This window comes from Pseudoalteromonas sp. R3, from assembly GCF_004014715.1.
Taxonomy (GTDB): Bacteria; Pseudomonadota; Gammaproteobacteria; order Enterobacterales; family Alteromonadaceae; genus Pseudoalteromonas.
Window position 1 is genome coordinate 2,536,341 of record NZ_CP034835.1, and the last position, 26,495, is coordinate 2,562,835.

Sequence of the window (26,495 nt, forward strand, 5' to 3'; positions counted from 1 at the left end):
TGTTTCGGCCTGGTGCTTTTCGGTGTTTCACATACCTTTTGTTACCTGCATCTCAAGGTAAGTAACCTTCAATTAGTAATCAGCGGTCAAAAATACACATAGATATGTGATTGCACTCGCCGTAAACTCCCCTCTTGTTCCAGGTATATCTGATCGCTTCTTGGGGTTGGTAATGCACTGATCACGGTTCTGCTAATTGAACGTTCGCTTTTGCTATCCAGCGTTTGCGTATCTACCAACTCGAAGCGAGGTACTGGCACTTGTTGCATGGGTAAGTCAACCTCTCCGCTGTCTGAAAGCCAGGTATTCTCCCCCTCCTCATTGCGATAATGCATGGGCGTGGTAAACATAATTTGGTTTTTTTTGTCTCGCAATTGCGGCTTATGCAGACGTGTTTGCCCTCTTTGAATCAGATGATAGACCCACTGGGTAGTGCGTGCTCGCATGCTAATGCGGTAATGATCAGAAGCTAACAAATCACTCAAATTGAAGGTTATCTTAGCGATTGCTTGTGCTTTAAAAGCACATTGTGAAACGTTTTTTGCAGTAAGTTCTAAACTCCCCTCAGTGCTTTTTTTGCAATATGCACTGTTGAAAGCAAGCTGGCCTTGCCAGTCCATCGGCAAATCGGTAAATGTGACAAAATCAGACTGGGGCTGTAACAACCAAAACTCCAGAGTCTGTAATCCCTGGGATTGCAGAAGATAATGTAACAACGCTTGTTTTGAAGACCCCTGCGTAGCGTAAAGCTGCCAACATGCGCCATTGTGGTGTAGTGTCAACTGATAGCGCTGCAACCATGACTGAGTTGCTTCTGTGGCTTCAAGCTCAGCATTTCGCCATTGTTTGTCGGCAAAATAGTCGTGCTCAAGTCGCAAGGTTAATACGCTGAACATTATACCGACGCCTCCGTGCCAACCTCTTTGACCGAACTGACCTTGCCCGTCACCTGCAAAGATTGCACTGTCACATGGCGTACTTTATAGATTATCGAAGGCTGATATTTGGCACCCAGTGCGCTCCATAAATTATGAGTCTGTGTATAAGGCGAGTTTTCAATTTCAAACTGTAACTGGCCCAGGCCCTCGGGCATATTCGGGAACTCTTTTTTGGTTAGCGCCGGGAATGACTGGAAAAATGCGACGGCCGCATTGAGAAATTTTAGCGCTTCGTTGTAGGAGTCAAAATGTGCGGTGATCAGTATATCCAGGTTAAACCGAGCTGCGGGCTGGAATTGCTGCACATGACTATCTGTCGTTGTACGCTGACCACCATAAAACTGCTTGTTAGTTTCGTGCTCAAGGTTAATAAGCGTAATGACAATTTTGTTCTGGTTAGCAAGCACAGGAGCGCCACTGGCTTCAACCAGGTGGTTCATGATGACAATGTCATTTTCCAGGGCAAACAGTGTTTTTAATGTTTGATTAAGCTGCTGCTCAACAAAACGAAGTGCTATATCAATCACGGCATATAAATCCTTATCACCAACAACGTCTTACTCCTTGCCACTATGAAAAAATCATGCAAAAAGTTAATTAAGCGTAGACATGGTGCTAATAAAGATCAATTACACTTTATTACAGCTATAGGTACAGGGGCGATAAGACATGCCGGATGGGGCGTGGTAGCAGATCAGCCGACGCATTTATTGATAACTCTCAGCTGGGGGAATTAAATTCAATTCCCATACCAGCATTAACCCTACAAAGTGATTATGAGCCGTAAATCCTGCTGACACACAGCCCATTGATAAAGCTAAGCATATTCTTTTTTGATGGGCAGTTGGTACAGACGGCGACCCGCTTATCTCGTCAAGCTGACCGTCATAAGGTTATGAAGCTACAGAAAATGCCACTTAGTGAAATGACATACAATATTTGAAAATTATTACCGAGCCGAAAGGCCCGGTAGAGCGTCATTTGTATTTATCTCGAACCAAAAAAACCGTGCCGCAGGATATTCATCGAACGCGGACATCTATTATAACGTCATTTTTTAGCATCTTTATGTTGCGCTTGATTTTGTGCTCGCTCTTGGCCTTTTTGATATTCCTGTGCGATCAATTCCTCTATCTTTGAAACTCTCTGGTTAAAATCTTTTTCAGAGATTTCACCACTTTCAAATTGATCCTCAAGTTCTTCAAGTTTTTCTTTCAGTTGTTTTATTTTTTCGATGTCGACGCCCAGTCGTTGCATTAACATTGCTTCTTGCATTTCTCCCAGAAAACTCTCGTTTCGTATTGTTGTTTGTAATTCTTTTCGCTGAAACTGTAAGCTGATATCAGATGCCTGATACAGCGGCATTTCTAACGCCAGATCCTGGCTAAAACCCGTATCATTATTGCCGCTTTCCGGCAGTTTATTTCCTGTTTCTGCGTTATTCTGAACAGGCAAATGCCCAGAGCCGGCAGCTTTATACATCAACATGGCAATTTCCTTTATATGGTTCTTGGTACACCCTGTTTGTATCAAAATCCGCGCCAACTATAGATACGTCCCCTCATCTGAGGAGCACTATAATTGCGCCATCTAGCTGATAGATCTCCAAACCAGTGTAGCCAGCTCTGGATGTCGCTTATCTTTGAAAACTGGAATAACCCATTGAAAGCAGAATGAAAGAATACTTAGTCAACGACCATCAACCAAAGGCAAATTTTCCCCTGACAACCAGCTGAGTGGTTGCTTAATGGCGTAGCTTGTGTAGATAATTGGAAATAACAACAAAAAAGGACAATTCATGTTTAAACGCACGCTTTTATCTACTGCCATTTTTCTTTCTCTTGCAGCCTCTGCAAATATGAGCGAAGACTACCGTTTAGCCAAGGTTGCTAAACCAATAAAACAACATGTCAGTTTAGATGTAGACCCCGCTAAGGAGCGTTTTTCAGGGCAAACCGTCATTGATATTCAAGTGTTAGAAGAGACCCGTTTTATTGAGTTAAATGGGCTTGATTACGCTATTGAATTTGCCAAACTACTCGGCGATAAACAATGTGATCTAAAAGATACAATGTTGAAGACAGGCAAAGTAAAACTCGCTTGCGACACACTTATCCCAAAAGGGCAATATAGCCTAAAAATTGCGTTCGATGCGCCTTATAATCGCCAAAGCGTTGGCCTTTATAAGTCAGTAGATAGAGGCGTGCCATACCTCTTTACACAATTCCAAATGAGTGACGCAAGGCGTGCCTTCCCCGTATTTGATGAGCCTGAATTTAAAATCCCTTTTCAGCTCACCATTACCGCGCCTTCTTCACAAAAAGTTTATGCCAACACCCCTGTGATTAAGACCAGTTCAAATGATGGGAAAACAACGCACTATTTTGATAAAACGCCGCCGTTGTCTTCTTACTTAGTCGCGCTTGCCGTAGGACCTTTTGAGGAAATGCCCGTTGAGAAAATGTCGGTTCCGGGCAATATTGTGACACCACATGGGAAAATTGGTATTGCTGACTCTGCGATTAAAGAAACGCCCAAAATCCTACATGCACTAGAGCAGTACTTTAATATTCCATATGCATACAAAAAGCTAGATCAAGTAGCACTACCAGAGTTTCCTTATGGCGCAATGGAAAACGCAGGATTAATTACCTACCGCGAAGAAATCCTGCTTGTTGACCCCATTACGCAACCTCGCGACGAGTTTGACACACATTTATACGTTATTGCTCATGAACTTGCGCATCAGTGGTACGGTAACCTGGTGACCTTGAAGTGGTGGAATGACATGTGGCTGAATGAAGCATTCGCAACGTGGATTGGTGGGAAAGTAATCACCAATTTGTACCCAGAGCTAGAGCGTGATTTATTGCTGCCACAACATAATGCCATGCTCAGAGATGCCATGGTCACCACAAAGCCTATTCGTAAGCCTATAAACAACTCAGACGATATTATGGATGGATTAGGCCTTGCTTACTCTAAAGGCAGTGCCGTGCTTTCTATGGTTGAAGAATGGATTGGCCATGAAGTCTTCCAACAAGGCATGCGGAATTACATCAAAAAATATGCCTTTAAAAATGCGGAAGCAAAAGACTTATGGTCTGAACTTGAAGCTGTCTCTAAAAAAGATGTCCCGGGTGTCTTAGATTCGTTTGTCTCTCAGTCTTCCTTTCCTTTAATAGATTTTGCTCAGTCTGGCAAAACTATCACTCTGAGTCAGACTCGATTTTTACCTAAAGGTCAACAAGCCAAAGAGCAGCTTTGGAAAGTTCCGGTCTCTATCAAGTATGGTGACAACAACGGGAATGTCGCCACCAAAAGAGTGCTGCTAACCAAGCAAACTCAATCGGTTACACTCGATTTTGAACCTACCTGGGTGTACCCCAATGACAATGCCATTGGCTACTACTTATGGTCCATGCCAGAAACACAGTATCAAGCTGTATTGGCACGGGCAGATAAAGCATTAAACACGCGAGAGAAGCTTTCTTTAATAGAAACAACCAAGCAACTTATGGATGCAGATAAAATTAATGCCTATACCCTGCTTGCATCTCTCAACACATTTACTAATGATGACCATCCGAAGGTTGCCGCCAGTGCGTTAAAAGAGATTGTAAACAATATGCACACCTTCGAGACAGAGAAAAATCAACCTCTGTGGCGGTCTTTAATCTCTCAAAAAGTATCAGATGCAATTGAGCGATATGGCTTTGAGAAACAAATCGGGGAGTCTGACACGGTTTCTGAGTTAAGAGCAATCGTATTCAAACTGGCTGCTTTTGAAGTACAAGATCCTAACATCATCACTGAAGCACAAAAGCAAACAGCTCAGTTCTTTAAAGATCCCAGCAAAGTAGACCCTTATTTAATAAATACTTACCTTGAAGTTGCGGCTTACTATGGCGATCAGGCACTACTCGACCAATTTAAATCAACGATTGAACAAACAGCCGTTCCCAGTATTCGTGTAAAATTATTGTCAGCCCTTGGCTACTTTAACCAACAGGATCTTCAGTCTCAGGTACAAAGCTACCTGTTAACTGATAAATTAACGGCATCAGATACACCCACAGTTCTGATAGGGTTAGGTTATCGTCCAGAGCGAAAAGCAAAAATGAACCAGTGGATTTTTGACAACTTCGAGCAACTCGCAAAACGTGTTCCGCCTTTTGTGGTTTCTTATCTTCCCTATATTTCAATGCCAAAATGCCACGAGAAAAGCTTAAAAGATATTAAGTCGTTCTATGAAGCAAAAGTAGAGACATTCCCAGGTATAGGCAAAAGCTTACCCTCAGCAGAACTCAGATTAAACTCTTGCTTATCTTTACAAAAAAGAGAGCTTGCCTCAGCTGAGCGTTTCTTGAAACAACTGTAAACATCATTTTGAGTAATAGGGAGCCCCCTATTACTCACTTTTGATTACCATCTCGCAATATCTACCTGCGTTGTTTAGCTTCTCTTGATGTAACGCATTGCGTTCTTGTTTATTGGAAATATTTTCGTGAGTGAAAATGGTTTCTATACCTTGATTAGCCTGCTTCCATTACTGAGTGTTTTTAAACTTTACTCCATTATGTAATGACTCTAGATATTGTTCTGACGATTCAACGACTCTTCACATTTTAACAATGCGTTCCTTCGACTCATCAGTTAAACTCTTCACCGAATCTATCATAACGTTTAGGAAAGTAACCCCAAATTCTTATCACAGAGTTCGTTGCTTCAAACTCCATTCCAATCTTTTTAACAAGCGTTAAAACTTGCTCTGAATAATCAATATCAATCCACTCTACACAAAGTAGCGGAAAGGGTAGATGATAATGCCACTCGTTTTCCCAGCCAGAAATATAACCAGTAACTACTTTGGTTCTATAACAAGGCTTTTCGGAAAACTCTCGAACTTCAGAAATTAACTCATTCCATTTGGTATTATTTAGGGCTCCAACTAATTGCTTCTTAGCAATAGCTCTCTTGGCTTCTTTTACGTAATTTTCATCAGATACGGCATTAGCCATTGGCAGAAGACTCATGTGTATATAGTGAAGGAAGCCAACTGTTAAAAGTCCCTGCCTGCAACGACTTTTTATGCACCGTTTGGTCTATCTATGCTGTGTTCAGTTGGTTGAGGCGTAATTGTCATTACTTTCACACCAATAGGTGACTCAAACCGGTGCCAGACACCTTTAGGGATAACCAGCATTTGACCAGATGATAATTCGTTGCGTTGTTCCTTTTCTCCACTCAAAAGAATTAATGTCGTTTCACCGCCCAAAACCTGAACGAATTCGTCACCATTTACATGCCTTTCCCATTCACTATAACCTGAATAGTGAGCCACGTATATTCCGCCATCTCTATATTCAGATAACAGTGCAAATGCATTTTTGGCTTCTTCATCTGTAGTTTCGGGTGTTCTATTTTTCAAAAATTCTACTTTAGTGAATTCATTTTCAATGGTAATCGCAACAGATTTCGACACGTACTGGCTCCCTTTAGGTACATAACGCTTTAGTCTGAGGAATCCCCAGATAATTATATTTAAAATCAATGTGATGGACACACAGTATTGATTGAACTAATTTATTTCGCCAAAAACCAAATAGATAACAACACCATGCGTGATACTACCATCCTATACAATATGCTCAGAAAAAACTGCCCCAGATTCATGCCCGGCGTATTGATCCATTAATGCTGGCAACTAACTTGAAAAACACCGGACTTTGCTCGATAGCAATAAACTCTCACTTACTGACTTTCCATTGGCAAACAGGGTCAAAATATGAAGGGCCCTGTCGCTGCAAGACACAACATTAAACGTATGGACCGACTGCTTGGCAACACTGATGCATAACGACCGACTTGCTATTTACCGCTTTCATGCATGCCTGACGTGTTGCGGAAATCCTATGCCTATCTTGCTGGTCGACTGGACCGATGTGCGCGGACAACTGCGGTTGATGACTTTGCGTGCTTCCGTCAGCATTAAGGGACGTTCAATGATAGTGTATGAACGCACCTTCACATTTGCTCAATATAACTCACCTAAGCCGCACCAGTTGTTCCTTGATGAACTTGCCATTACCCATCTATAGAGAGCCTGCCTGATAAATGTATTCCACTCATCGTGACCTGTGCTAGCTATCGAAATACCTGGTTTCGACAGGTCGATAAAAAAGTTGCTTTATTCATCTACTACTCCCCATGGGCGCTATATTGGAGAGGTAAAACTTGGCCGAAAAAGCTGATTGATTTGTGCTAGTATATCGATTAAAGCACAAAATCAAGCAACGAAAATTTGTCCAGCCTGCTTTAGCTGGCGATGCATGATGGCCTTGTTAAATATATTAGTTTTTTGCGCCATATTGCTTAAGTAACTTGGCTGCTTCTGAGTTTTTGTTTTCTTTTGCTATTTGTAAGGCTGATGTGTCGCAGCAACCTGTATTGGGTGAAGCACCGCTTTGCAATAATAACTTTAATATGGCTGTATCTTCGTGAGAAGCCGCATGCATTACCGGTGATGCCGTTGGCATACCGGAAAAGCATTTAATAGATATTGGTTCAGTTACACCGTTTGGGTTCGCTCCGAGATCTAGCGCAAACTGGACGGCATAGATATTTTCTTGCGCCGCTGCAGTTTCAAGTAGATAAGAGAGCTTGGCCCTATCACAAACAGCTGCCCACGCACAGGCAGGTAGAATAAAGATAATAAGTAGTATAAATCTCATCGACTAGCTCATACATTTAACGCCCCAAAAAGCGGCTGAAAAGGCTTGGCTAAAATCAGCGACGAAGGAGCACAAGCCAAGCTTTTTTAGTCCGTGCTTTGTTAGGTATTCTTGATACTAATTAATGTATAAAGATATGAAATTACTAAACTCTTTTGGGTCTAATTTTTGGTGATTATGCGCATGCTCAAAATCAACAGTTTGATTTTCAAAAGAAATGTATTGGTTAGCAATCCAATCTATATCTTTTTCAGATAATTTTTTATCAATATCAAACAAAGCTAGATGATCAAAGTAAGCATATGTATGACCTGTATCATATCCAGCGTTCTCTCGGCTTACGTAATGTATAGCTAAAACTTTCAAATCGTTTGTACCGCAAGTCAAAACTTTACGGCTGTTAATAACACTAGGATTTTTAACAACTAAACCTTTATCAGAACAAAGTTTCGCTGTTTCTCGAATACCGTCTAGTACAATACCAGAAACATAACTACCAACAACATTGTAGCTTGCTCCGATCATAGACAAACTAGCTTCAGATCCTTTGATGTATTTTGCAGGGATTATTTTAGGTTTGTTATTGTTTGCAACACCTTGCAAGAACTGCTCAGTTGTTAATTGTGAATAGTTTTCAGGAAGTGATGCGCACCCTGAAAGAGTAAGCATCGTTAAAGCCAGAATTACTCGATTCATTTTATTTATTTCCCTAAAGATACCTAAAGCCGCCATCTGAGAAATCCCCAGATAATCATAATTAAAATCAATGTGATGGACACGCACGGCATTGTTTAATCTAATTTATTTCGCCAAAAACTAACCAGATCACAACACCATGCATGATATCGCTATCCTACACAATATGCTCAGAAAAAACTGCCCCCAAATCCATGCTCGGCGCCTTAATTCATTAATGCTGCCAACTAAGACTTTGCTCCGTAGCAATCAACTTTCTCTTACTGACTTTCCATTGGCAAACAGGGTCAAAATATGAAGGGCCCTGTCGCTGCAAGACACAACATTAAACGTATGGACCGACTGCTTGGCAACACTGATGCATAACGACCGACTTGCTATTTATCGCTTTCATGCATGCCTGACGTGTTGCGGAAATCCTATGCCTATCTTGCTGGTCGACTGGACCGATGTGCGCGGACAACTGCGGTTGATGACTTTGCGTGCTTCCGTCAGCATTCAGGGACGTTCAATGATAGTGTATGAACGCACCTTCACATTTGCTCAATATAACTCACCTAAGCCGCACCAGTTGTTCCTTGATGAACTTGCCATTACCCTTCCATAGAGGGCCTGCCTGATAAATGTATTCCACTCATAGTGACCTATGCTGGCGATCGAAATACCAGATTTAGACAAGTTGATATAAAGTTGCCCTAATTGCCAGTGTTATAAAAATGGTTGCTACCTTGAGCCCGATACACAGAGACGGAGCAATGTGAGAAGCGCCAAATGCTGAACTTTAGCTATTGACGCCATAATCTCTTGTTATGCGCGATGTACACAACAGTTAAAGCAACCTGGATTAGCATTGTGAATATGTATGTATTCAACCTCATGGTTTGAGAGCTGCTTTCTAATACCGGGCTCCAATTCAGAGCCTTGCAATATCTCTGCATGAATCATAATTTGCTGTTTATTATAGGCTCTTACGGAAAGCTGTCTTTCTCTCAATATTTCAGGTATTTCGTTAATGTCCAGCTTTGCCTCTATAGCATTTTCTCGAACAAAAATCGGTCCAGATGCGCGGTAAGGTGAATCAGCGTTATGATGTAAATAAGGCAATACTAAAACTCTTTCCCCTATATTTGCTTCTATCAGTGAAACCCTACACGGGTAACCTGGGTTCGCATCAGCCGTTATCCATTTAGCATTGTGACTTTCCAATTCTTGGTCATTTAAATTCAAAAGTTCGGAAAAACTGTGCTTATCAATCCCACTAATCTTGAAATCAGTCTTCATAGTCAATTACCTACTGTCAAATCAAAAACATGATTGTAGATACTCTATATTTTTATACTCGCCACATTCGGAACTGAAGGTTCGATTATAGTGCCTAACGCCAACAGAGAAGATGGCTGCACAGGCGGGTTCTGGGAAGGCCGCTTTAACTCACAGGTGTTACTTGATGAAGCCGCCCTGGCCTACGCTGACCTCAATCCTATCGGGGCCAAATTAACGCATTGAACTCGCCCGGCACGGCAAACAACCTTGTGCACTTTGCTTGTAACCCAGGGCTGGATATGTCCAAAGGATTAACCTTTGAGCTTAACTACTACATTGAGCTGCTTGAACTTACAGGCCGATGTATTCGTGCCGACAAGCGAGGTCACATCAGCGATGCTCAGCCTATTCTCGCCAGGTTGCAAATCACGCCGGTTAGGCACTTGTTATATGCCTTTTCCATATTTGGCCCATATTTCTAGTAAATGAGCATCACTTTTATTGCCACCATCTAATATGGCAAAGCTAAGTTCACCCTTATTTGACGAATTGAGATAATACTCTTCTGTACCAATGGTGATATAGATTGTACCTTTCCTCATTTTTAATTGAGCGTTAGCCCAGCTTTCTGGAACATCAATTCTCGATTGCTTCCAGCCGTATTCTCCGGGGCTTAGGCTTTGGTTGAGCTCAATCATAAGGCCAATACCTAGAAGTTCGTGAGCTTGCTTTAGTTCGTAAGAAATGGAATCCGGCTTCCACAGCATTTCTGCTTTGGCGGTAAACGTGAAAAGCAAAATTGGTAGTAAAATTAACTTCTTCATAGTGCACAATACTCGACTAGCACATAACGCTTTAGTATTCATGCGTACGCAGTACGCATAATCGTTTGTTGAACTGGGCCGCTATCTGCACGCCATATCCGGCTGGTGTGGTTTACGCTGCGGGAATTTGCTTTTGATGAGTAACTTCTGTTCTGAACCGTTTGTGACTTAAACCGTTACAACGTGACTCATTCCCCGCCTGAACAACATTATTCATGCGCATTATTAGACCCACTTTTTTCTTATTTGGCAAGGTGTTGTGATTGCGACACAGCATGCCTTACTCCCCCTTGCATATTACATTGGTAGAGTCGTCTATCCGCTATATTCATTTTCCAGACAACCACATCGATTTCACTGTACTTGGTCGCTGGTATCGCCACGGCTTGATCGTACTTTGTAATAAGGCTTTAACACCCGCCTCTTTTCTGACCTAATAGCACCTACTTTATCACTACCTACTTGCTAACTAGGTCGTAATTTGGCCATCTTGAGCTTGTTGAGGGTAAACATTCTTCTATAAATCAATATCATGCCCTTACTGATATTTGTTTCTTAACAGTTCGGCTGAAAATATGGCACTGTTTGCAACCTGGTAAGACAGCACACAAGCCGTAAAGATTCGATACGTGGTAAGTGTGTTTGGGCCAGCTTTGGCGATGAATTCAGGGCAGAGCATACCATCAGTTAATGGCAATTAACGAAGTATGCTCTCACCCTGATGCAATTGCTAACCATTCAAGGCTGCTTTAACAGTCGAGTTGCGTAACAGCATAGTAGCTTTTAAATTATTTACATCTTCAAGCTTAGAGAAAACCTCCTTTATTTCAGGAGAATTATTTTCAGCAAATATCCTAACTACTTTTTCTAGATGGTCATCATCAGGCTCTTTGTTTGTATCGATAATGAGTGCATATAGTTTTTTTGCTGCTGTTAGAGCTTCATCTAAAAGTCCTGACCGTTCACAAAGTATAATAAAGTTATAGATATAACTTGGTTCTTCCGGTGATAATTGAATTATCTCACGAGCGATCTCTAGACCTTTTTCATATTCTCCACAACCATGGAGGAGGCGAGAATACTGATTAAGATAGAAAGCCTTATCTTTATTTGACAATAAAACAGATGGTGTTTCTGTGGAGATAACTTTATCAAAAAACCCTCCCAGTATTTCCAGCCCATCATTTTCCCTATCCTGCATGTTATAGCCAGCCACCAGTGATCCAATATAGTCTTTCTGTAAATCTTTATTATAAGATTCTAAGGCAGGGAAACAAGCCTCAAGTCTTTGATGAGCAACAATAGATCCCATCGCAGCTGCTTGAGTAAGTACATAATCTACAAACTTTTCATGTGGCATAGATTTTTCCAGATTTGGTAATAGATACTCCGCTAACCCAATATCTCGTTGCGACAGAGCATAATTAAATGCATCACCTAATCCGAGAGACTCCACGACTTCTTGATAAGCAATAGTTCCAGCTCCAGTTCCAGTTCCAGCAATCGAATTAACACCATTTGAAACTGTTGATATTCTGTCTATTTTTCTCTCTATGCGGGTTAAAGTGTCAGACAGTGATACTAATGACTCACCAGAGCGCTCCGGTTCGAGACCTGACTCAAGCATCTTATCAATAACAGATTGAATTATTTTTACAGTATTTCTGATTTCCCGTGGATCTTCAAGATTATAAAATATTGTGCGTATTGTATTTATATCAAAGGGAAGAGTTTCTCCCTCAGCTGCGACCATAATATAAGGTTTAGCTGTTTCATGTCTCCTTCCGCATTCGTACATAACATTTGGGTTATGCCCTGTAATATCGATAATACATAAGCCTGAATCTTGTACTAACTGCACAATTTCGGAGGTGATTGAAGATACAGATGCACTTTTATCGGCACGAGTTACATGGAAATCATACTTTTCCAGTGCTGGCTCGATAATTAGGTCATATAATGCGTCTGCTTGTGTTCTAATCTCAGTTCCTTTATCCCCTATTGGGGATATGACAAAACATGTTTTATTCATAAAAATCCTTAGTCTGAATTTAATTTTTGGATAACTCCGCAAATTAGCAGCTAAAACCTGTAAGTAACGAACAACACTAACTGATTTTTCCACATTTACAATTTGCTTTGTTATATGTTTTTTTATTTCGCAACTTAACTCACTCTAATTTTATTTGATGGGTACAAGTAAAAATATTATAACCGCCAACACGCCTTGGAATAACTTTTTATTGAAAATATATAGAGCGAATTCGTAGCCAGCGATAACGTTTGGACAACGGTTAGTTAAACGACTATGATCAAGCCCTGATGGTTGGCTGGCTTTTAAAATGCCTCCACAATTCTGAATCCAATTTTAACCTTTTCATCTATGTTCGTTTCTGCATCTATTAATTCTGTAGCCAACACTTTAACTAATAAAACCTCCTCTGCTTGATATAACAACTCCTCATCAGAACAGCCACTGTACTTACATGCTAAAGCAGAGTTACCTAGAAATATTAATAGTGAAAATAATACTAACCGCATATCTTATACATATGACGCTTTATTATTCATGCGTACGCAGTACGCATAATCATTTGTTGAACTGGGCCACTACCTGCACGCCATATCCGGCTGGTGTGGTTTATGCTGCGGGGATTTGCTTTTGATGAGTAACTTCTGTTCTGAACCGTTTGTGACTTAAACCGTTACAACCTGACTCATTCCCTGCCCGAACAACGTTATTTATACGATTCATTAGACCTACTTTTTTCCTATTTGGCAAGGTGTTGTGATTTCGGCACAGCATGGCTTACTCCCCATTGCATATTGCATTGACAGAGTCGTCTAACCACTATATTCATTTCCCAGGTAACCACTCCGATTTCCCTCTACTTGGTCGCAGGTATCACAGGCCCAGCTCCGGCACCAGTATAAATATCCCTCTGTTGTTCTGATATCCTGATGCCCCAGCTGATGCTGTAACTGATGCAGTGGCATACCTGCCTCAAGCTGATGCGTTGCAAACGCATGACGTAGCGCATGCGGATGCCCCGCTTTACTCACACCGCAGTGGTTTACGAAATGCAGACGCTGATATTGGTCGTTGTGGATAATAAGGCGCGTAAAACAGCCAGTCCGTCGGCCGGTATGCCAGCCAATAGGCTCGCAACTGCGCCAACACGCTCGGGGGGAGCACCACATAGCGAGCGCGCTTCCCTTTCCCATGCTCGATGTATAAAGTATTGCGTTCACTGTCTATATCCGCAACTTTTAACTGCAAGGCTTCGCTTATTCGCAAACCACACCCGTAGCACAGCATGATCAGGGTTTTAACTCGCACATGGTCGCAAGCTGCGATCAGCGTTTGGATCTCACCTTTGCTTATATAAGCTGGTGCTTTAAATGGTGCCTTTGGTAATGCCACATCCAGTTTCAGTGCGCGCTTAAGAATGTGCTTATACAAAAATGCCATGCTGTTGATTATCAGACTTTGGCTGGAGCGGGACCGTCGTCGAATTGAAGGGTCTGTGAAGAACTGGTTTAGCTCATCAGTAGATACTTTATCCAGGGGCTTGCTGAAGAAACGGCTGACTTTTTGAAGCGCATCACAGTAGGACTTTTCAGTCTTGCTGGAGTAGCCTCGATAGGCGATTTCCAATCGAACTTGTTCAATTAAGGTATTCATCACTCACCTCGGTTCATCGTCTGGGATTATTCCCAAGGTAAGTGTGACTCAGATGGTGTGGTCCGCTATCTCCGCGTAGCGGCTTAGTTCAACGCTGTTGTAACCGAAGGCAAAAAGCAGAGCGACGAGGAGCGACGCTTTTTAGCGTCCGAGTTAATTTGCCTTGTTAGCAGCCTCGTTGGTCAACTGCCTAAGTTCATTAATTTGCTCTTGCATTTTCTCTCGCTGTTCTGGCGTAAACACGGGGCCAAAATTGCCTTCCGTAATCTCAAGCTCCAACAAACGTGACTCGGCCATTAATACATTAATTCTGTTTAAGCTATTTACAGCCTCTTTGCCTTCTTTTGCTAATTTGCCAAGCTCCACTTCTACTGGCCCAACTTTTGCCTTACCTGATTCAGAATTTATTAATCTTTCAATCAGCATTTTTATTGGGCTGCGAAGTACCAAAACAGTGACAATGACTGCTGTAGGCCATGATATGAGAACAGCCAATATTTCTTTTATCGCATCCAACTATTGTTCTCCTTTTTGCAGCTAACGCCGTTGTCTGAGGAATCCCCAGATAATCATATTTAAAATCAATGTGATGGACACGCACAGCATTGTTTGAACTAATTTATTTCGCCAAAAACCAAATAGATAACAACACCATGCGTGATATCACTATCCTACTCGATATGCTCAGAAAAAACTGCCCCAAATTCATGCTCGGCGCCTTGATTCATTAATGCTGGCAACTGAAACTTTGCTCGATAGCAACCTACTTTCTCTTTCTGACTTTCCATTGGCAAACAGGGTCGAAATATGAAGGGCCCTGTCGCTGCCAAGCACAACATTAAACGTATGGACCGACTGCTTGGCAACACCGCTATGCAAATCGAAGAAAGCTTTCGAGACCTGAAAAGCCCCCAATACGGGATGGGTCTGAGACATAGTAAAAGTCGATGCCCAAACCGGCTCGATATACTGTTATTACTCTCTTTACTGGCGACAATTATCCTCTGGTGGATCGGCCTATATGCTCAGCACTCAAATTGGCAACGAAAGTTCCAGGCAAATACAATCAGAGAGCGTGCTGTGCTGTCGACTGTTAGGCTTGGTAAAGAGGTTAGGCGGCGAAGCGATTATGTTATGACAGGAAAGCAACTGCGCTGGGCTATACGTGAATACGTGCGCTTGATACATCTGCTCGGAAGGCCTCAATTATGAGGGGATCCCCCAGCGCCTCGCTTAACCGGCGCAAAATAGCAGGCTAAAATTAGCGACGAAGGAGCGCAAGCCTGCTGTTTTGCGTCCCTTGGTTAAAGCGTTTGTTAGGGTTTATACCCAAAGATTTTTAAACCTTCTTCATCACTTGTGAACTCAAACTCTCCCAAAACATTTAACTGCTCGATCAGATGTTGAACACTTTGAGTCTTGTAAATGGTTGGAGAGCCTTCATATGGTTTATAACCTAGTGATGTTGGGATAAATAACCATTCGATTAACTCGAAGTCGAAAGGACCATTCAAAGCACCACAATCACCAACATAATATTCTCCAAGTGAGTCAAAATCTGGTAAGTGCCCTAGCTTAGGGTCAGTTTCGTTTACAAGCTTCCACTGACAATGAGTAAATTGCACGTTGTTTTCATTAACAACGCTAAAAAGCTTTCTCCATTTAGCATTAGACATATATGAACAAGAAAACCTTTCCCGAATTTTCACCAAATTCTCCATAAACCCTAACGCCCAGCTCAACTGCCGGAGGCCAGATTGCAGCCGCTTGTTATGTTCATGTTAAAAACCTATCACGTACTTCCTTTGAAGGCACCATACAGACAGATCGTTTACCAAATAAATTGTACCTGTTCCGAGCAAACAGCCTATAGAAGAAATCTCTTATGACAGAAGGAACAATTTTAAAAACTCGAAACATAAACCAAAATCCATCGAGGTCTTTTGTTATTTCTAGTGCAGCATTAGTGCGCACAAAGCATTGTTCATTCTTTATAAGAAGGAAAGTGTCATAGCCCACTTCTTGGATTTGATGCTTTGCTATAAGTTCCTGAGCTATTTCACTTTGCATCGGAGCAAATTTAAAGACACCTTTAGAATCTCTTTCAATAATGAAATTTACCGCACCATTGCAGAAGTTACATATTCCATCAAAGATGATTATCTGATGATCCTCCATATCTCTCCGAGAACATAACGCTCCAATATGGGGCGCACAAATGCATGGCTAAACTTAGCGACGAAGGAGCGCAAGCCATGCGTTTTGCGTCCTTGCCATAATTGGCTTGTTAGCTGCCGTTTAACAGCTGCATTGCTAACTGTTTATTAAAAATATCTAGCGTTGAAGCGGAACTCCACGGTTTTTCCATTACCCAACTTGGTAATTCAGTTTGAGATTTAACTGAGGCGAAAACAATAAACAAAAGAACTTGTGTATCATTAGGGTCTATTTTGTTTAACTCTAGAGCATATTCTAATGCTTTTTTATAATCTTGCTGCTGAACAGCAATCACATAGTCACTTTCAAGTTTCGTCCAGATTTTAGTTATATCATCAGCAAAACAAGAAGAACTAAAAAATAATGCCATTACAAGTATCTTACGCATAATCCCTCGTGGCTGCTAACGCCGTTGCCTGAGGAATCCCCAGATAATTATATTTTAAATCAATATGATGGACACGCACGGCATTGTTTGATCTAATTTATTTCGCCAAAAACTAACCAGATAACAACACCATGCGTGATACCACCATCCTACACGATATGCTCAGAAAAAACTGCCCCCAAATTCATTCTCGGCGCCTTGATTCATTAATGCTGGCAACTGAGACTTTGCTCGATCGCAACCAACTATCTCTTACAGACTTTCCATTGGCAAACATGGTCGAAATATGAAGGGCCCTGTCGCTGCCAAGCACAACATTAAACGTATGGACCGACTGCTTGGCAACACCGCTATGCATAACGACCGACTCGCTATTTACCGCTTTCATGCTCGCCTGACGTGTGGCGCTAATCCCATGCCTATCTTGCTGGTCGACAGGGCCGATGTGCGCGAGCAACTGCGGTTGATGACTTTGCGTGCTTCCGTCAGCATTCAGGGACGTTCAATGATAGTGTATGAACGCACCTTCACATTTGCTCAGTATAACTCACCTAAGCCGCACCAGTTGTTTCTTGATGAACTTGCCATTACCCTTCCATAGAGGGCCTGCCTGATAAATGTATTCCACCCATCGTGACCGATGCCGGCTATCGAAATACCTGGTTTCGACAGGTCGATAAAAAAGGTGGGTTCTGGCTGGGACGGGTGCGTGGCAAAGTCACTTATCAGCATAAGAACAGCGAAAATTGGAATGTAAATCAGGCGCTTTATCCATCAGCCACTCCCCGTGGACGTTATATTGGAGAGGTAAAACTTGGCCGAAAAAGTCCTATCAACTGCCACCTGCATTTATATAAAGCCAAACAAAAAGGTCGTACTGACAGGCGCTCTTCAAAAGCTGGCAGGCATCATACCGCCCAAAAAAGTTATCGAACTGGCAGTAAGGAACCCTGGCTATTGGCCACTAACCTACCCGCTGACTTGTTCAAACCCAAACGTGTTGTCTCACTTTACGCCAAGCGCATGCAAATCGAAGAAAGCTTTCGAGACCTGAAAAGCCCCCAATACGGGATGGGTCTGAGACATAGTAAAAGTCGATGCCCCAACCGGCTCAATATACTGTTATTGCTCTCTTTACTGGCGACCATTATTCTCTGGTGGATCGGCCTATATGCTCAGCACTCAAATTGGCAACGAAAGTTCCAGGCAAATACAATCAGAGAGCGTGCTGTGCTGTCGACTGTTAGGCTTGGTAAAGAGGTTAGGTGGCGAAGCGATTATGTTATGACAGGAAAGCAACTGCGCTGGGCTATACGTGAATACGTGCGCTTGATACATCTGCTCGGAAGGCCTCAATTATAAGGGGATCCCCCAGCGCCCTGTTAATGGGCAAAATATAGTTGGCTAAAATTAAGCGACGAAGGAGCAAAAGCCAACTGTGTTTTTTCCTTGCTAAACAGCTTGTTAGATAGCTTTTTACCAATTTTCATGAACAAGTTTATCTCGAATATATGGATCGAATAAGGTTGACTCATCATGCAGTGCACTTTCAATCATTTCAATAGTAAGGCCTTTAACATTTCTCACATCAGTACCAAATAAAACTGTCCCAGACATATCGCACCCCGTTAAGTTTGCCTCCGACAAATTACTGTGTGAAAAATCAGCTCCAGATAGGTTACTTCTGCTTAGGTCACAATTGAATAATATTGCATGAGAAAAATTAGTATCTGATAAGTCCTTTGCACAGAGTTTTGAGTTACTAAAATTTGCTCGTGAAAAATTACAACTGTCAAGATGAGCTTCATCAAAATTCATAGAATTGAAATTAGCGCCTACAAAACTACTATTTTTGAGTTCGCACTCTTTCATCTTTGCATCTACAAACTTTGTATTCCGAAAATCACAATCAAGGAAAACTGTATCATTCAACTGGCTATCACTAAAGTTTGAGCCACTAAATACAGAATTTGAGAACTTACAGGAATTTATGGAGGCCGATTTGAATTTACAGTTTTCAAAATCGGCATTTACTACGTCTACCTTTTTAAATTTACAACTTGATGCATCTACATTTCTAAAGTTTACAGAACTCAGATTAGAATATGAGAAATCAGTACCAGTTAAAACAGACCACTCGAATATTGCGTGAGAAAAATTAATGTTTGTCAGGTTAGTATTCACGATGCTAATAGCTGAAACATTTGCTATTTCACCATTATCCCCATTGCTTTCTAACCATAAACGATGACGTGATAAAACAGATTCAAGTTGAACATTGCCTATATCAGATTCCGTAGATAACAACCTAGTTTGATATAAGTATTGTCCAAGGATTCTTTCATCTGGAATTTTTAAAGAAGCAAGTATTCTTTTAATTTTATCCTTTTCAGTTAGTATTTGATCAAACCCGTGGGAGACACCCTCTTCTCGATTAATATACTCTATCAATGTACTCGGATTGTTACTTACTATTTTATATAAGTCCTTTTCACTACTCTGAATTAATAAAATTACAGATAGAACTTTAGGATCGTACTCCTCTATACGGGATTCTTTTGATAACTCATGGTTAAATATAAGAGTGTTTATAAAACGTTTAAGCTCCCGCGGATTGCCACTTAGCCCCTCAATAAGTATATCTCTACAGCCTATTAAATCATTTGGAAGCAATGGGGTTATATAATCATTAATTGAATCATTAAACACAGGAGGGATATTAAAAGGTAACTGAACTATCTTATCTAAATAGTTCCGTTCTCTAATATCGATAGACTTGTAGTAATATTCAATACTCTGTTCAATTGCATCATGATCAACAGCTAGGAAATAAACACAATTTGGTAAGTTGAGGAATAATTTAAGTGATTCAAGTAGTTTCATTACCTGTTCAGGCATACACCGATCAAGGTCATCTATAAAAAATACTACTCTTTTGTCAGTGCCTTTTACAATATTGGTAATTAGCTCTGCAAAATAGTCTTTAAGTTTTACTCTTTCCTCACGTAATAAAAAGTTGTCTTCCTCATATTTCTTTGCAAAGTGCTCTATATCTTTTACAGATATATTACTAACTGTTTTCAGAAAAGAGTAACCTAAGGCTGAAGCAATAACTGTAGCTAACTTTTTGCTATCTTTAAGATTACACTGTTCAATAATTGTATGAACTAAAGCTAATGTAGGGTTGTCATCGAACTGGTGTTGCCAAGGATCAAACCAAATAGGTATTGTCTTTGTTTGATCTAAACTTCCTTGTATTAGTTTCATTAGTGTAGATTTACCTGTGCCCCAAGAGCCATAAAGCCCCACTACCATTGGAGTCTCACAATTTAAAGTCAAGTTCGCAAAAGCTTTAGCGTACTTTTCTCTATTTAGGGAATCTTGTTCAGAAGGTTCGTCGTTATGTACTTTTTGTTTCAACTAGGTACCTATCCTTTTACAACGTAACTTTAATGTTTATGTGCTATCTAACGCCTTAATAAACGGCGAAAAATAGCAGGCTAAACTAAGCGAAGAATGAGCGCAAGCCTGCTGTTTTGCGTCCACTGTTTGATTAACTTGTTAGCTATACTTTAACTCGTTATCTGTAATAACTAACATGTCATCAATAACTTCACCATCGAATAGCGTGTGCCAATAATAATAACCAACTTCTTCCTCTTCGAGTAGAATAGTTAAATTGGTTTCAATATACGAAACTTCGATGTATTCATGTTTAAAACAAAGTTTGTGAGAATGAAATTCGAATTTAAATTTATCGGTTATTGAGTTATCAATACTAAAGTCCTCAGAAGAGACCCACAATTTCGCTCCTGCAATCGCATTTGAAATCAAATTCTGTTGAGCAGCGATCTGTTCAAGATTTGTAAGCAAGGTATCCATTTGAGTGCAAAGTTTTCCTTGTATAGCGCCCTAATCATGGGCAAAAAATTGTTTGCTAAAATGTGAGGAACGAAAACAGCAAACTGTTTTTTGTCCTTATTTATTAGCTTGCTATATTTCACTTGGCTCTACTGCCTTGATACTAAAATTAGGGATAATTGCTTTTGTCGCAGGTCTTGACCTATTTTCAGACGGAAAGTGCCAAATGTTAAAGTCTTTATTAGGGTATGTATCATAAACCAGTTGGTCCCAACCAAGCATATTTGCCATTTTAATGAATGCGGCTTCTTTTGCTACAGATAAACTTAACTTAGGGTTTAGGAATTTCATGTAACCTGAGTTTACTGCACCAGTTAATATATCTACAACTTGTAGACCAAGGTGCTCTTTTGAATCATTCATTGTCACTTCTTGAATAGTTCTATCTGAGCCAAGTTTTGCCAACATATTGTTAGCAACTATACCAATAACTTCATCGTTCTTTTTATACTTGTCACACTTTTGGTCTATCAAAACAATAAGTTTTGATTTTACTTGTTTGGCAGTGTTTTTTAATAAGTACGTGTAGGTTTGATAAAATGCTTTTTCCCTATCTGATTTCCAATTGTTATAAATAGATTTTTCAACAACGATAGAGTGGTAGCAGCATGAACTTCTTAGAACCATGGAGAGGAGGTCTACACAGATATTTGCTTGCCCAGCACTATTCTTAATTTTTGACCACTTTAGCTCGCCAACAATCCCACGTTTTTTCTTTAAATCAAGAACGTATTTATTGAACTCGTCAACCTTTGATTTTGGGACACAAAGCAAACCAATTGAGTAACAACGGTCACTTCCTGTCGTTCCACTTTCGTCTCCATATACTAGATAGTCCAAGTGAGCCTCCGTACTCTGTGTGAAATATAACGCCTCAGTTAAAAGGCAAAATTTGGTTGGCTATAATGTGAAGCGGAGCGAAACCAGCCAACTTAATTTTGTCCGCTTTTAAACTGTTTGTTATATGCGTGTGTAAATTGAAAAAACACCTTGCTCGCTATGAAATAGACCTTTGCTTTTGTACACACATTCACCGTACTTTTTTAACCCCGCCCCAATATAACCAAAATTAATTGTGCGTTGCGACTGACTAGTTTGTTCCAAAATATGCAAGGATTCTAAGTGAATGTTTAGGCTAATCAGATTCACGTATGACTTCCATTTTTCAGCGTCATAATTACCTGTGATGGTAATTGCCTTACAGCCAGAAGAGTCGTAGTTGAAAATCCCCACCACTTCTGCAACTAACTTAAATTCATCCTCATTGTTTCCGATTTCGACAATTTTAACTGGAAAGTAGCTTCCTCCAGAATAAACTTGAAACGAGAGAACGATAAAAAACACGGTTATTAATAGTCTACTCATGAGCATATAACGCTTTAGTATTCATGCGTACGCAGTACGCATAATCGTTTGTTGAACTGGGCCGCTACCTGCACGCCGTATCCGGCTGGTGTGGTCTATGCTACGGGAATTTGCTTTTGATGAGTAACTTCTGTTCTGAACCGTTTGTGACTTAAACCGTTACAACGTGACTCATTCCCTGCCTGAACAACGTTATTTATGCCTATTATTAGACCCACTTTTTTCCTATTTGGCAAGGTGTTGTGATTTCGAGACGGGATGACGGAGCTGTTTGTCGGGTTTGTCTTCATTGAGTAACCTCTGCATGGTGTTCAAGTAGATCCCGGCTCGCATGCGTCCGGGATGACTAAGCAAATGCAAGTGTATAAAACAGGATAAAAGACTAAATGCTGATTTAAAGACCAGCGTCCGTTCACTTATCCAACCCATAAAGGGCATCGGCGGTTTTGCGTAAGTCGACTTCATCGATAAAGTCGTCGCTGAGCGTGAGAATGGCGTTGAGGTTATTTTTGAGCTTTTCCTGGCTGATGCCATTGGGCTTGAGCGCGGTTTGCAGCAGGTGCAGCGACATATCTGCCAGTAGCAGCTTCTGCTTTTCTGTCCAGTTGTCGTCGCCCTGTTTGGCGCTGTCTTGTAAAATGGCCTGCTCTACTTCGTCGTGCATGCTCCAGCTTAGTTTGAGCAGCTCTCGGCGTGTTTCCTGATCCATGTTTCCCTCCGGTTGTAAGCTATTTATCTTGGCGGAGGACGGGCCAATGTGCAACGTGCGTTTTGTTATATCTTAGTCGCAGATGATTCACTTTGAGTTTCTGCAGCTTTCGGATCTTTAGGATAAAAATGGTCTGGCTGGCGGGCGCACAATGCAAATTCACGGGTATTTTTGTAAGGCAGTTTCATAAAACCAGCGACACCGAAATCCTGAATACTCATAGCGTATTGCATAATGCGGGTCAGCAGAGTTTTAAACTCCCGCTCTTTGCTGGCATCTAGCAGGCAGTAGTAATGGTGAATTTTAAGGCGGTCGTTGAGCGATTCAAAGATGATACAACCGGTATGGTGGATCTGGTTAAGCTCAAACACGCACTGCACTATTTGTCGTGGTAATTGCAGTTGCTCGTCAGGGTCTTTACCATCTTCAAAGTAAGAGTGTGGCCGCGCGATCTCACTGGTACCAATGTCCGATACGGTGTATTGCAACTCGGGGACGTGGTCAAAAATAAACGCGCCAGTGCCGTCACGCTGGAGTTGTATAGTCTGTCTGGCATCAAACAGGCAGCATTTAAACAGGCCCTTTTGCTCTATCCCCTGCGCCAGCATCACGGTGGCGTTTACGGCATCCGTAAAAGCACTTTGCAAAGCTTCATCGTGCAGTACCAGGCTGGACTCCACAAACAAAGAGGCGTCTTTCCAGTGAAAGCTCAGACCACCTACTACCGGATACTTTGCCAGCCGGCTGATGGACGCCAGAAACGCTTTCTCACTGTCGCCGGTGTCGAACAGAAACTCTTTATAGTAGCGGTCCAGCTGAGCATCATTCACGTCCAGCAGTTGCTGATTATGATCGGCGCGGCGTAGAAATTGTTTGCGCGAGCTGTAAACCACCGTATCTGGCTCTTCGTCGATCTCATTAAACCAAAACGGGATGCTGGCCTTGCGAGGCGGTGTTTTTAGTTCGGGCAGATACATGCGCGCCATGGCCGGCATATTGCGCATAAAGTAGTCGCCGGCCTGATCTCGGGTGGTTTTATCTTTGCTCAGCATTGCATCTATCATTCTGGCAAATGCTTGTGGCAAGCCTAAGCTGGTTGCGGGGATCACGGCGGCGCCAAAACGGCAGGACTGGGCACTGGCCAGCGCGTAAATGGTGGATGCCACGCCCTGCTCGTCAAAGCGTGGCGAGGAGCGCGCGCCCGACATTTGCTCATCGCCAATAAAGTACACATCGCCCATCCGGGCATTGGTACTGCTGATGTCCGATGACATAAGATCCATAATATTACTGGCAACGGGCTCGCCATGGGCATCCAGCTGCGCATACACTGAACTGCCCCAGTCAACCAGCGAAAAGCTGTCCGTTGCTTCATCCCAAACAATATTAGACGGCTTAATATCGCCGTGTACCACAGGCTGAGGAGACATGCCATTTTTGCGGTCACGTAAATCAACCAGTACACTTCTGAGTTTATTGGCCAGATGCACCAGCTCATGAGGTTTAAAGCGACCACGTTTAAGCGACCATTGTTCGAGATCCTGGCCTTTGGCACGGGCCATCATCAGGATCCCCTGCTTTTTTGCCCGTTCAAAAGCGTAAAACTCGGGGACCATGGGATTTTTAATCTGCGACAGCATATAGGCTTCGTCTTCCAGCCGGTCACGTACACTCTGAGCCAGGGTAATGCGGGAAAACTTAAACACCCACTCTTTGCCCTGCTCATCGATCCCTGCAAATACAAACCCGAATGCGCCGGACCCGATCACTTCCACATCATGATAGCCAAGCATAGTCAGCTGTTTTTGACAGATGTTGAGCCACTGACGGTGTTTTTTTGCATCTTTATGGGAGAGCAAATACACCGATTGCTGTTCATTGATGTAAAAATTATGGATCGACTTTTCTGTCATGTGCCTGTCCGTTTACGGGTATTTAGTGTTTCTAATGCAAATTATCAAATCAATTCTGAAGATCGGGCATGATAATTAAAAAAGGCCGACATAAGCCGACCTTTTTATTTATTGTGCGTGTTAGGCGTTTTCGATTTTTGCCCAGGAATCACGCAGACCCACTGTTTGGTTGAAGGTCAATGTGTCGCGCTTGTTATCACGACAGTAGTAGCCCAGACGCTCAAACTGAAAGCCTTGCTCAGGTGCAGCGTCAGCCAGAGACGGCTCAAGCTTAGCATTGGCGATGATTTCCAGTGAATCTGGATTCAGCGTAGTCGCAAAGTCTTCCGCCGCTGCCGGGTTTGGTACATTGAACAGACGATCGTATTGACGTACTTCTGCGTCAATGCAGTGGCTTGCTGATACCCAGTGGATAACGCCTTTCACTTTACGACCATCAGCCGGGTTTTTACCTAAGGTATCGGCGTCGTATGTACAGTAAATTGTAGTGATGTTACCCGCATCATCCTCTTCAACGCGCTCGGCTTTAATCACATAGGCATTACGCAAACGTACCTCTTTGCCAAGTACCAAACGCTTAAACTTCTTGTTCGCTTCAACTCGGAAGTCATCACGCTCAATGTAGATTTCGCGAGTAAATGGCAACTGACGTGAGCCCATTTCCAATGTCGGATGGTTAGGCGCGTCAAGCATCTCTACCTGCTCGGCGTCATAGTTTTCAATCACGATTTTAACCGGATCAAGTACTGCCATTGCACGCGGTGCGTTTTCATTCAGGTCGTCACGGATACAGGCTTCCAGCATGCCCATTTCAACCATATTGTCTTGCTTGGTAATACCAATGCGCTTACAGAATTCACGGATAGACGCAGGGGTATAACCACGACGACGCAATCCAGCAATAGTTGGCATGCGCGGGTCGTCCCAGCCTTCTACCTGACCGTTCACCACCAGGTCATTTAGCTTACGCTTTGACATCACGGTGTATTCCAGGTTCAGACGAGAAAATTCGATCTGTTGTGGATGACACTCAATACTGATGTTGTCCAGTACCCAGTCGTACAAACGACGGTTGTCCTGGAACTCCAGCGTACACAGTGAATGGGTGATCCCTTCCAGTGCATCCGAAATACAGTGGGTAAAATCGTACATTGGGTAAATGCACCACTTGTCACCAGTCTGGTGATGGTGAGCAAAACGAATACGATAAATGATAGGGTCGCGCAGCACCATGAATGAGCTGGCCATGTCTATCTTAGCACGCAGTACACACTCGCCTTCTTTAAACTCGCCGTTCTTCATTTTTTCGAACAACGCCAGGTTTTCTTCCGGTGAGGTGTCGCGATATGGGCTGTTTTTACCTGCCTCAGTCAAGGTGCCGCGGTATTCACGCGCCTGCTCCGGTGACAGGAAACACACGTAGGCAAGACCTTTATTGATCAGCTCTACCGCATATTCGTATAGCTTGTCGAAATAGTTAGACGAATAGCAGATCTCACCATCCCAGTTAAAACCCAGCCACTGCACGTCTTCTTTGATTGAGTTTACGTAATCCAGATCTTCTTTTTCCGGGTTCGTATCGTCAAAGCGCAGGTTACACAGACCCTGGTAGTCGCGGGCGATGCCAAAGTTCAGACAAATAGACTTAGCATGGCCTATATGTAAGTAGCCGTTCGGCTCTGGTGGAAAGCGCGTGTGCGTACCGCCATGCTTACCGCTGGCCAAATCCGCATCAATGATATTTGTTATAAAATTTGTTGGGCGATTTTCTGCTTCCGCCATAGGAACTCATTCCTCTGAAAATTTAGTACCAGTTAACTGAGGCATTATTACAAAAAGTTA

The 26,495-nt window shown here is 42.1% G+C and carries 24 protein-coding genes and 5 pseudogenes; 6 read left to right on the top strand and 23 right to left on the bottom strand.

Going from position 1 to position 26,495, the window contains the following annotated elements:
* Positions 1-86: 86 nt before the first annotated feature.
* The 3 genes from ELR70_RS16025 to ELR70_RS16035 all read right to left on the bottom strand — a co-directional run bounded on the left by ELR70_RS16025 (position 87) and on the right by ELR70_RS16035 (position 2,426).
* Positions 87-896 carry a hypothetical protein gene (locus tag ELR70_RS16025; RefSeq protein WP_054017484.1) on the bottom strand — a complete coding sequence of 270 codons (810 nt, stop codon included), beginning with the start codon at positions 894-896 and terminating at the stop codon, positions 87-89.
* A complete protein-coding gene (locus ELR70_RS16030; protein WP_054017485.1) occupies positions 896-1,465 on the bottom strand; it encodes a DUF4255 domain-containing protein in 570 nt (189 codons plus the stop codon). Before ELR70_RS16030 ends, ELR70_RS16025 begins: the two co-directional genes overlap by 1 nt.
* Positions 1,466-1,988: 523 nt before the next feature.
* Positions 1,989-2,426 (bottom strand): hypothetical protein, encoded by a 438-nt coding sequence (locus tag ELR70_RS16035; RefSeq protein ID WP_054017486.1) that lies wholly within the window; start codon positions 2,424-2,426, stop codon positions 1,989-1,991.
* 310 nt (positions 2,427-2,736) lie between these two features.
* On the opposite strand from ELR70_RS16035, the gene ELR70_RS16040 reads away from it, so the two are divergent.
* A complete protein-coding gene (locus ELR70_RS16040) occupies positions 2,737-5,319 on the top strand; it encodes a M1 family metallopeptidase (RefSeq protein ID WP_054017487.1) in 2,583 nt (860 codons plus the stop codon).
* 271 nt (positions 5,320-5,590) lie between these two features.
* Here ELR70_RS16040 and ELR70_RS16045 read toward each other — a convergent pair whose 3' ends face one another.
* Together ELR70_RS16045 and ELR70_RS16050 are read right to left on the bottom strand one after the other, a co-directional pair.
* Positions 5,591-5,959: a DUF6678 family protein gene (locus ELR70_RS16045; protein WP_235577152.1), complete on the bottom strand. Its 369-nt coding sequence runs from the start codon at positions 5,957-5,959 to the stop codon at positions 5,591-5,593.
* A gap of 68 nt (positions 5,960-6,027) precedes the next feature.
* Positions 6,028-6,423 carry a cupin domain-containing protein gene (locus ELR70_RS16050; RefSeq protein ID WP_054017489.1) on the bottom strand — a complete coding sequence of 132 codons (396 nt, stop codon included), beginning with the start codon at positions 6,421-6,423 and terminating at the stop codon, positions 6,028-6,030.
* Between the two features lie 355 nt (positions 6,424-6,778).
* Between ELR70_RS16050 and ELR70_RS16055 the strand changes: the two genes are divergently transcribed.
* Entirely contained in the window at positions 6,779-7,039 is a 261-nt protein-coding gene (locus tag ELR70_RS16055) for a hypothetical protein (protein ID WP_128064638.1), read from the top strand.
* Positions 7,040-7,291: 252 nt separating this feature from the next.
* Here ELR70_RS16055 and ELR70_RS16060 read toward each other — a convergent pair whose 3' ends face one another.
* Both ELR70_RS16060 and ELR70_RS16065 read right to left on the bottom strand, forming a co-directional pair.
* Positions 7,292-7,672: an ankyrin repeat domain-containing protein gene (locus ELR70_RS16060; protein ID WP_054017491.1), complete on the bottom strand. Its 381-nt coding sequence runs from the start codon at positions 7,670-7,672 to the stop codon at positions 7,292-7,294.
* A 117-nt stretch (positions 7,673-7,789) separates the two neighbouring features.
* Positions 7,790-8,404, bottom strand: coding sequence for a hypothetical protein (locus tag ELR70_RS16065; protein WP_128064639.1), 615 nt, complete (start codon positions 8,402-8,404; stop codon positions 7,790-7,792).
* A 103-nt stretch (positions 8,405-8,507) separates the two neighbouring features.
* Between ELR70_RS16065 and ELR70_RS25460 the strand changes: the two are divergent.
* Positions 8,508-9,052 (top strand): annotated as a pseudogene (locus ELR70_RS25460) (IS4 family transposase); the annotation flags it as partial.
* Between the two features lie 123 nt (positions 9,053-9,175).
* Here ELR70_RS25460 and ELR70_RS16075 read toward each other — a convergent pair.
* Entirely contained in the window at positions 9,176-9,649 is a 474-nt protein-coding gene (locus ELR70_RS16075) for a DUF1203 domain-containing protein (RefSeq protein ID WP_054017494.1), read from the bottom strand.
* 99 nt (positions 9,650-9,748) lie between these two features.
* Here ELR70_RS16075 and ELR70_RS25870 point away from each other — a divergent pair.
* Positions 9,749-10,065, top strand: a pseudogene (locus ELR70_RS25870) (transposase); the annotation flags it as partial.
* Between the two features lie 12 nt (positions 10,066-10,077).
* On the opposite strand, the gene ELR70_RS16085 reads toward ELR70_RS25870, so the two are convergent.
* From ELR70_RS16085 to ELR70_RS16105, 5 genes and pseudogenes are all read right to left on the bottom strand, one after another.
* Complete coding sequence (locus ELR70_RS16085; protein WP_054017495.1) at positions 10,078-10,455, bottom strand: hypothetical protein; 378 nt, start codon at positions 10,453-10,455, stop codon at positions 10,078-10,080.
* Positions 10,456-11,185: 730 nt separating this feature from the next.
* Positions 11,186-12,580, bottom strand: a complete 1,395-nt coding sequence (locus tag ELR70_RS16090; RefSeq protein WP_164881457.1) for a tetratricopeptide repeat protein — start codon at positions 12,578-12,580, stop codon at positions 11,186-11,188.
* A gap of 212 nt (positions 12,581-12,792) precedes the next feature.
* On the bottom strand, positions 12,793-12,996 hold the full coding sequence (locus ELR70_RS16095) for a hypothetical protein (protein WP_054017497.1): 204 nt from the start codon (positions 12,994-12,996) through the stop codon (positions 12,793-12,795).
* Between the two features lie 303 nt (positions 12,997-13,299).
* Positions 13,300-14,140, bottom strand: a pseudogene (locus tag ELR70_RS16100) (tyrosine-type recombinase/integrase).
* Between the two features lie 153 nt (positions 14,141-14,293).
* Positions 14,294-14,656 carry a hypothetical protein gene (locus ELR70_RS16105; RefSeq protein ID WP_054017498.1) on the bottom strand — a complete coding sequence of 121 codons (363 nt, stop codon included), beginning with the start codon at positions 14,654-14,656 and terminating at the stop codon, positions 14,294-14,296.
* 357 nt (positions 14,657-15,013) lie between these two features.
* On the opposite strand from ELR70_RS16105, the pseudogene ELR70_RS25465 reads away from it, so the two are divergent.
* Positions 15,014-15,352, top strand: a pseudogene (locus ELR70_RS25465) (IS4 family transposase); the annotation flags it as partial.
* Positions 15,353-15,456: 104 nt separating this feature from the next.
* Here ELR70_RS25465 and ELR70_RS16110 read toward each other — a convergent pair.
* The 3 genes from ELR70_RS16110 to ELR70_RS16120 form a co-directional block, all read right to left on the bottom strand.
* Positions 15,457-15,849, bottom strand: a complete 393-nt coding sequence (locus ELR70_RS16110; protein ID WP_235577153.1) for a DUF6678 family protein — start codon at positions 15,847-15,849, stop codon at positions 15,457-15,459.
* A 67-nt stretch (positions 15,850-15,916) separates the two neighbouring features.
* Entirely contained in the window at positions 15,917-16,318 is a 402-nt protein-coding gene (locus ELR70_RS16115) for a DCC1-like thiol-disulfide oxidoreductase family protein (protein WP_054017501.1), read from the bottom strand.
* A 109-nt stretch (positions 16,319-16,427) separates the two neighbouring features.
* Positions 16,428-16,745, bottom strand: coding sequence for a hypothetical protein (locus tag ELR70_RS16120; protein ID WP_128064641.1), 318 nt, complete (start codon positions 16,743-16,745; stop codon positions 16,428-16,430).
* A gap of 131 nt (positions 16,746-16,876) precedes the next feature.
* On the opposite strand from ELR70_RS16120, the pseudogene ELR70_RS16125 reads away from it, so the two are divergent.
* Positions 16,877-18,107 (top strand): annotated as a pseudogene (locus ELR70_RS16125) (IS4 family transposase).
* 114 nt (positions 18,108-18,221) lie between these two features.
* On the opposite strand, the gene ELR70_RS16130 reads toward ELR70_RS16125, so the two are convergent.
* The 7 genes from ELR70_RS16130 to glnS all read right to left on the bottom strand — a co-directional run bounded on the left by ELR70_RS16130 (position 18,222) and on the right by glnS (position 26,435).
* On the bottom strand, positions 18,222-20,165 hold the full coding sequence (locus ELR70_RS16130; RefSeq protein WP_054016899.1) for a P-loop NTPase fold protein: 1,944 nt from the start codon (positions 20,163-20,165) through the stop codon (positions 18,222-18,224).
* 141 nt (positions 20,166-20,306) lie between these two features.
* Positions 20,307-20,627 (bottom strand): hypothetical protein, encoded by a 321-nt coding sequence (locus ELR70_RS16135; protein ID WP_054016898.1) that lies wholly within the window; start codon positions 20,625-20,627, stop codon positions 20,307-20,309.
* 111 nt (positions 20,628-20,738) lie between these two features.
* On the bottom strand, positions 20,739-21,506 hold the full coding sequence (locus ELR70_RS16140; RefSeq protein ID WP_054016897.1) for a DUF3800 domain-containing protein: 768 nt from the start codon (positions 21,504-21,506) through the stop codon (positions 20,739-20,741).
* Positions 21,507-21,626: 120 nt separating this feature from the next.
* The gene (locus ELR70_RS16145) at positions 21,627-22,031 is read right to left on the bottom strand and encodes a hypothetical protein (RefSeq protein ID WP_128064642.1); all 405 of its coding nucleotides are present in this window, start codon (positions 22,029-22,031) and stop codon (positions 21,627-21,629) included.
* Positions 22,032-22,443: 412 nt separating this feature from the next.
* Positions 22,444-22,740 (bottom strand): hypothetical protein, encoded by a 297-nt coding sequence (locus ELR70_RS16150; RefSeq protein ID WP_054016895.1) that lies wholly within the window; start codon positions 22,738-22,740, stop codon positions 22,444-22,446.
* Between the two features lie 65 nt (positions 22,741-22,805).
* The gene (locus tag ELR70_RS16155; protein WP_054016894.1) at positions 22,806-24,653 is read right to left on the bottom strand and encodes a protein kinase; all 1,848 of its coding nucleotides are present in this window, start codon (positions 24,651-24,653) and stop codon (positions 22,806-22,808) included.
* A 120-nt stretch (positions 24,654-24,773) separates the two neighbouring features.
* Positions 24,774-26,435 carry a glutamine--tRNA ligase gene (glnS, locus tag ELR70_RS16160; RefSeq protein ID WP_054016893.1) on the bottom strand — a complete coding sequence of 554 codons (1,662 nt, stop codon included), beginning with the start codon at positions 26,433-26,435 and terminating at the stop codon, positions 24,774-24,776.
* Positions 26,436-26,495 lie beyond the last annotated feature (60 nt).

Excerpts from the sequence above, each read along its gene's own strand:
- ELR70_RS16025 (WP_054017484.1), bottom strand. The coding sequence starts at position 896 with ATGTTCAGCGTATTAACCTTGCGACTTGAGCACGACTATTTTGCCGAC.
- ELR70_RS16145 (WP_128064642.1), bottom strand. The coding sequence starts at position 22,031 with ATGAGTAGACTATTAATAACCGTGTTTTTTATCGTTCTCTCGTTTCAA.
- ELR70_RS16065 (WP_128064639.1), bottom strand. The coding sequence starts at position 8,404 with ATGGCGGCTTTAGGTATCTTTAGGGAAATAAATAAAATGAATCGAGTA.
- ELR70_RS16135 (WP_054016898.1), bottom strand. The coding sequence starts at position 20,627 with ATGGATACCTTGCTTACAAATCTTGAACAGATCGCTGCTCAACAGAAT.
- ELR70_RS16040 (WP_054017487.1), top strand. The coding sequence starts at position 2,737 with ATGTTTAAACGCACGCTTTTATCTACTGCCATTTTTCTTTCTCTTGCA.
- glnS (WP_054016893.1), bottom strand. The coding sequence starts at position 26,435 with ATGGCGGAAGCAGAAAATCGCCCAACAAATTTTATAACAAATATCATT.
- ELR70_RS16035 (WP_054017486.1), bottom strand. The coding sequence starts at position 2,426 with ATGTTGATGTATAAAGCTGCCGGCTCTGGGCATTTGCCTGTTCAGAAT.
- ELR70_RS16095 (WP_054017497.1), bottom strand. The coding sequence starts at position 12,996 with ATGCGGTTAGTATTATTTTCACTATTAATATTTCTAGGTAACTCTGCT.
- ELR70_RS16155 (WP_054016894.1), bottom strand. The coding sequence starts at position 24,653 with ATGACAGAAAAGTCGATCCATAATTTTTACATCAATGAACAGCAATCG.
- ELR70_RS16115 (WP_054017501.1), bottom strand. The coding sequence starts at position 16,318 with ATGGAGGATCATCAGATAATCATCTTTGATGGAATATGTAACTTCTGC.
- ELR70_RS16085 (WP_054017495.1), bottom strand. The coding sequence starts at position 10,455 with ATGAAGAAGTTAATTTTACTACCAATTTTGCTTTTCACGTTTACCGCC.
- ELR70_RS16045 (WP_235577152.1), bottom strand. The coding sequence starts at position 5,959 with ATGGCTAATGCCGTATCTGATGAAAATTACGTAAAAGAAGCCAAGAGA.
- ELR70_RS16060 (WP_054017491.1), bottom strand. The coding sequence starts at position 7,672 with ATGAGATTTATACTACTTATTATCTTTATTCTACCTGCCTGTGCGTGG.
- ELR70_RS16075 (WP_054017494.1), bottom strand. The coding sequence starts at position 9,649 with ATGAAGACTGATTTCAAGATTAGTGGGATTGATAAGCACAGTTTTTCC.
- ELR70_RS16120 (WP_128064641.1), bottom strand. The coding sequence starts at position 16,745 with ATGCGTAAGATACTTGTAATGGCATTATTTTTTAGTTCTTCTTGTTTT.
- ELR70_RS16150 (WP_054016895.1), bottom strand. The coding sequence starts at position 22,740 with ATGGATCAGGAAACACGCCGAGAGCTGCTCAAACTAAGCTGGAGCATG.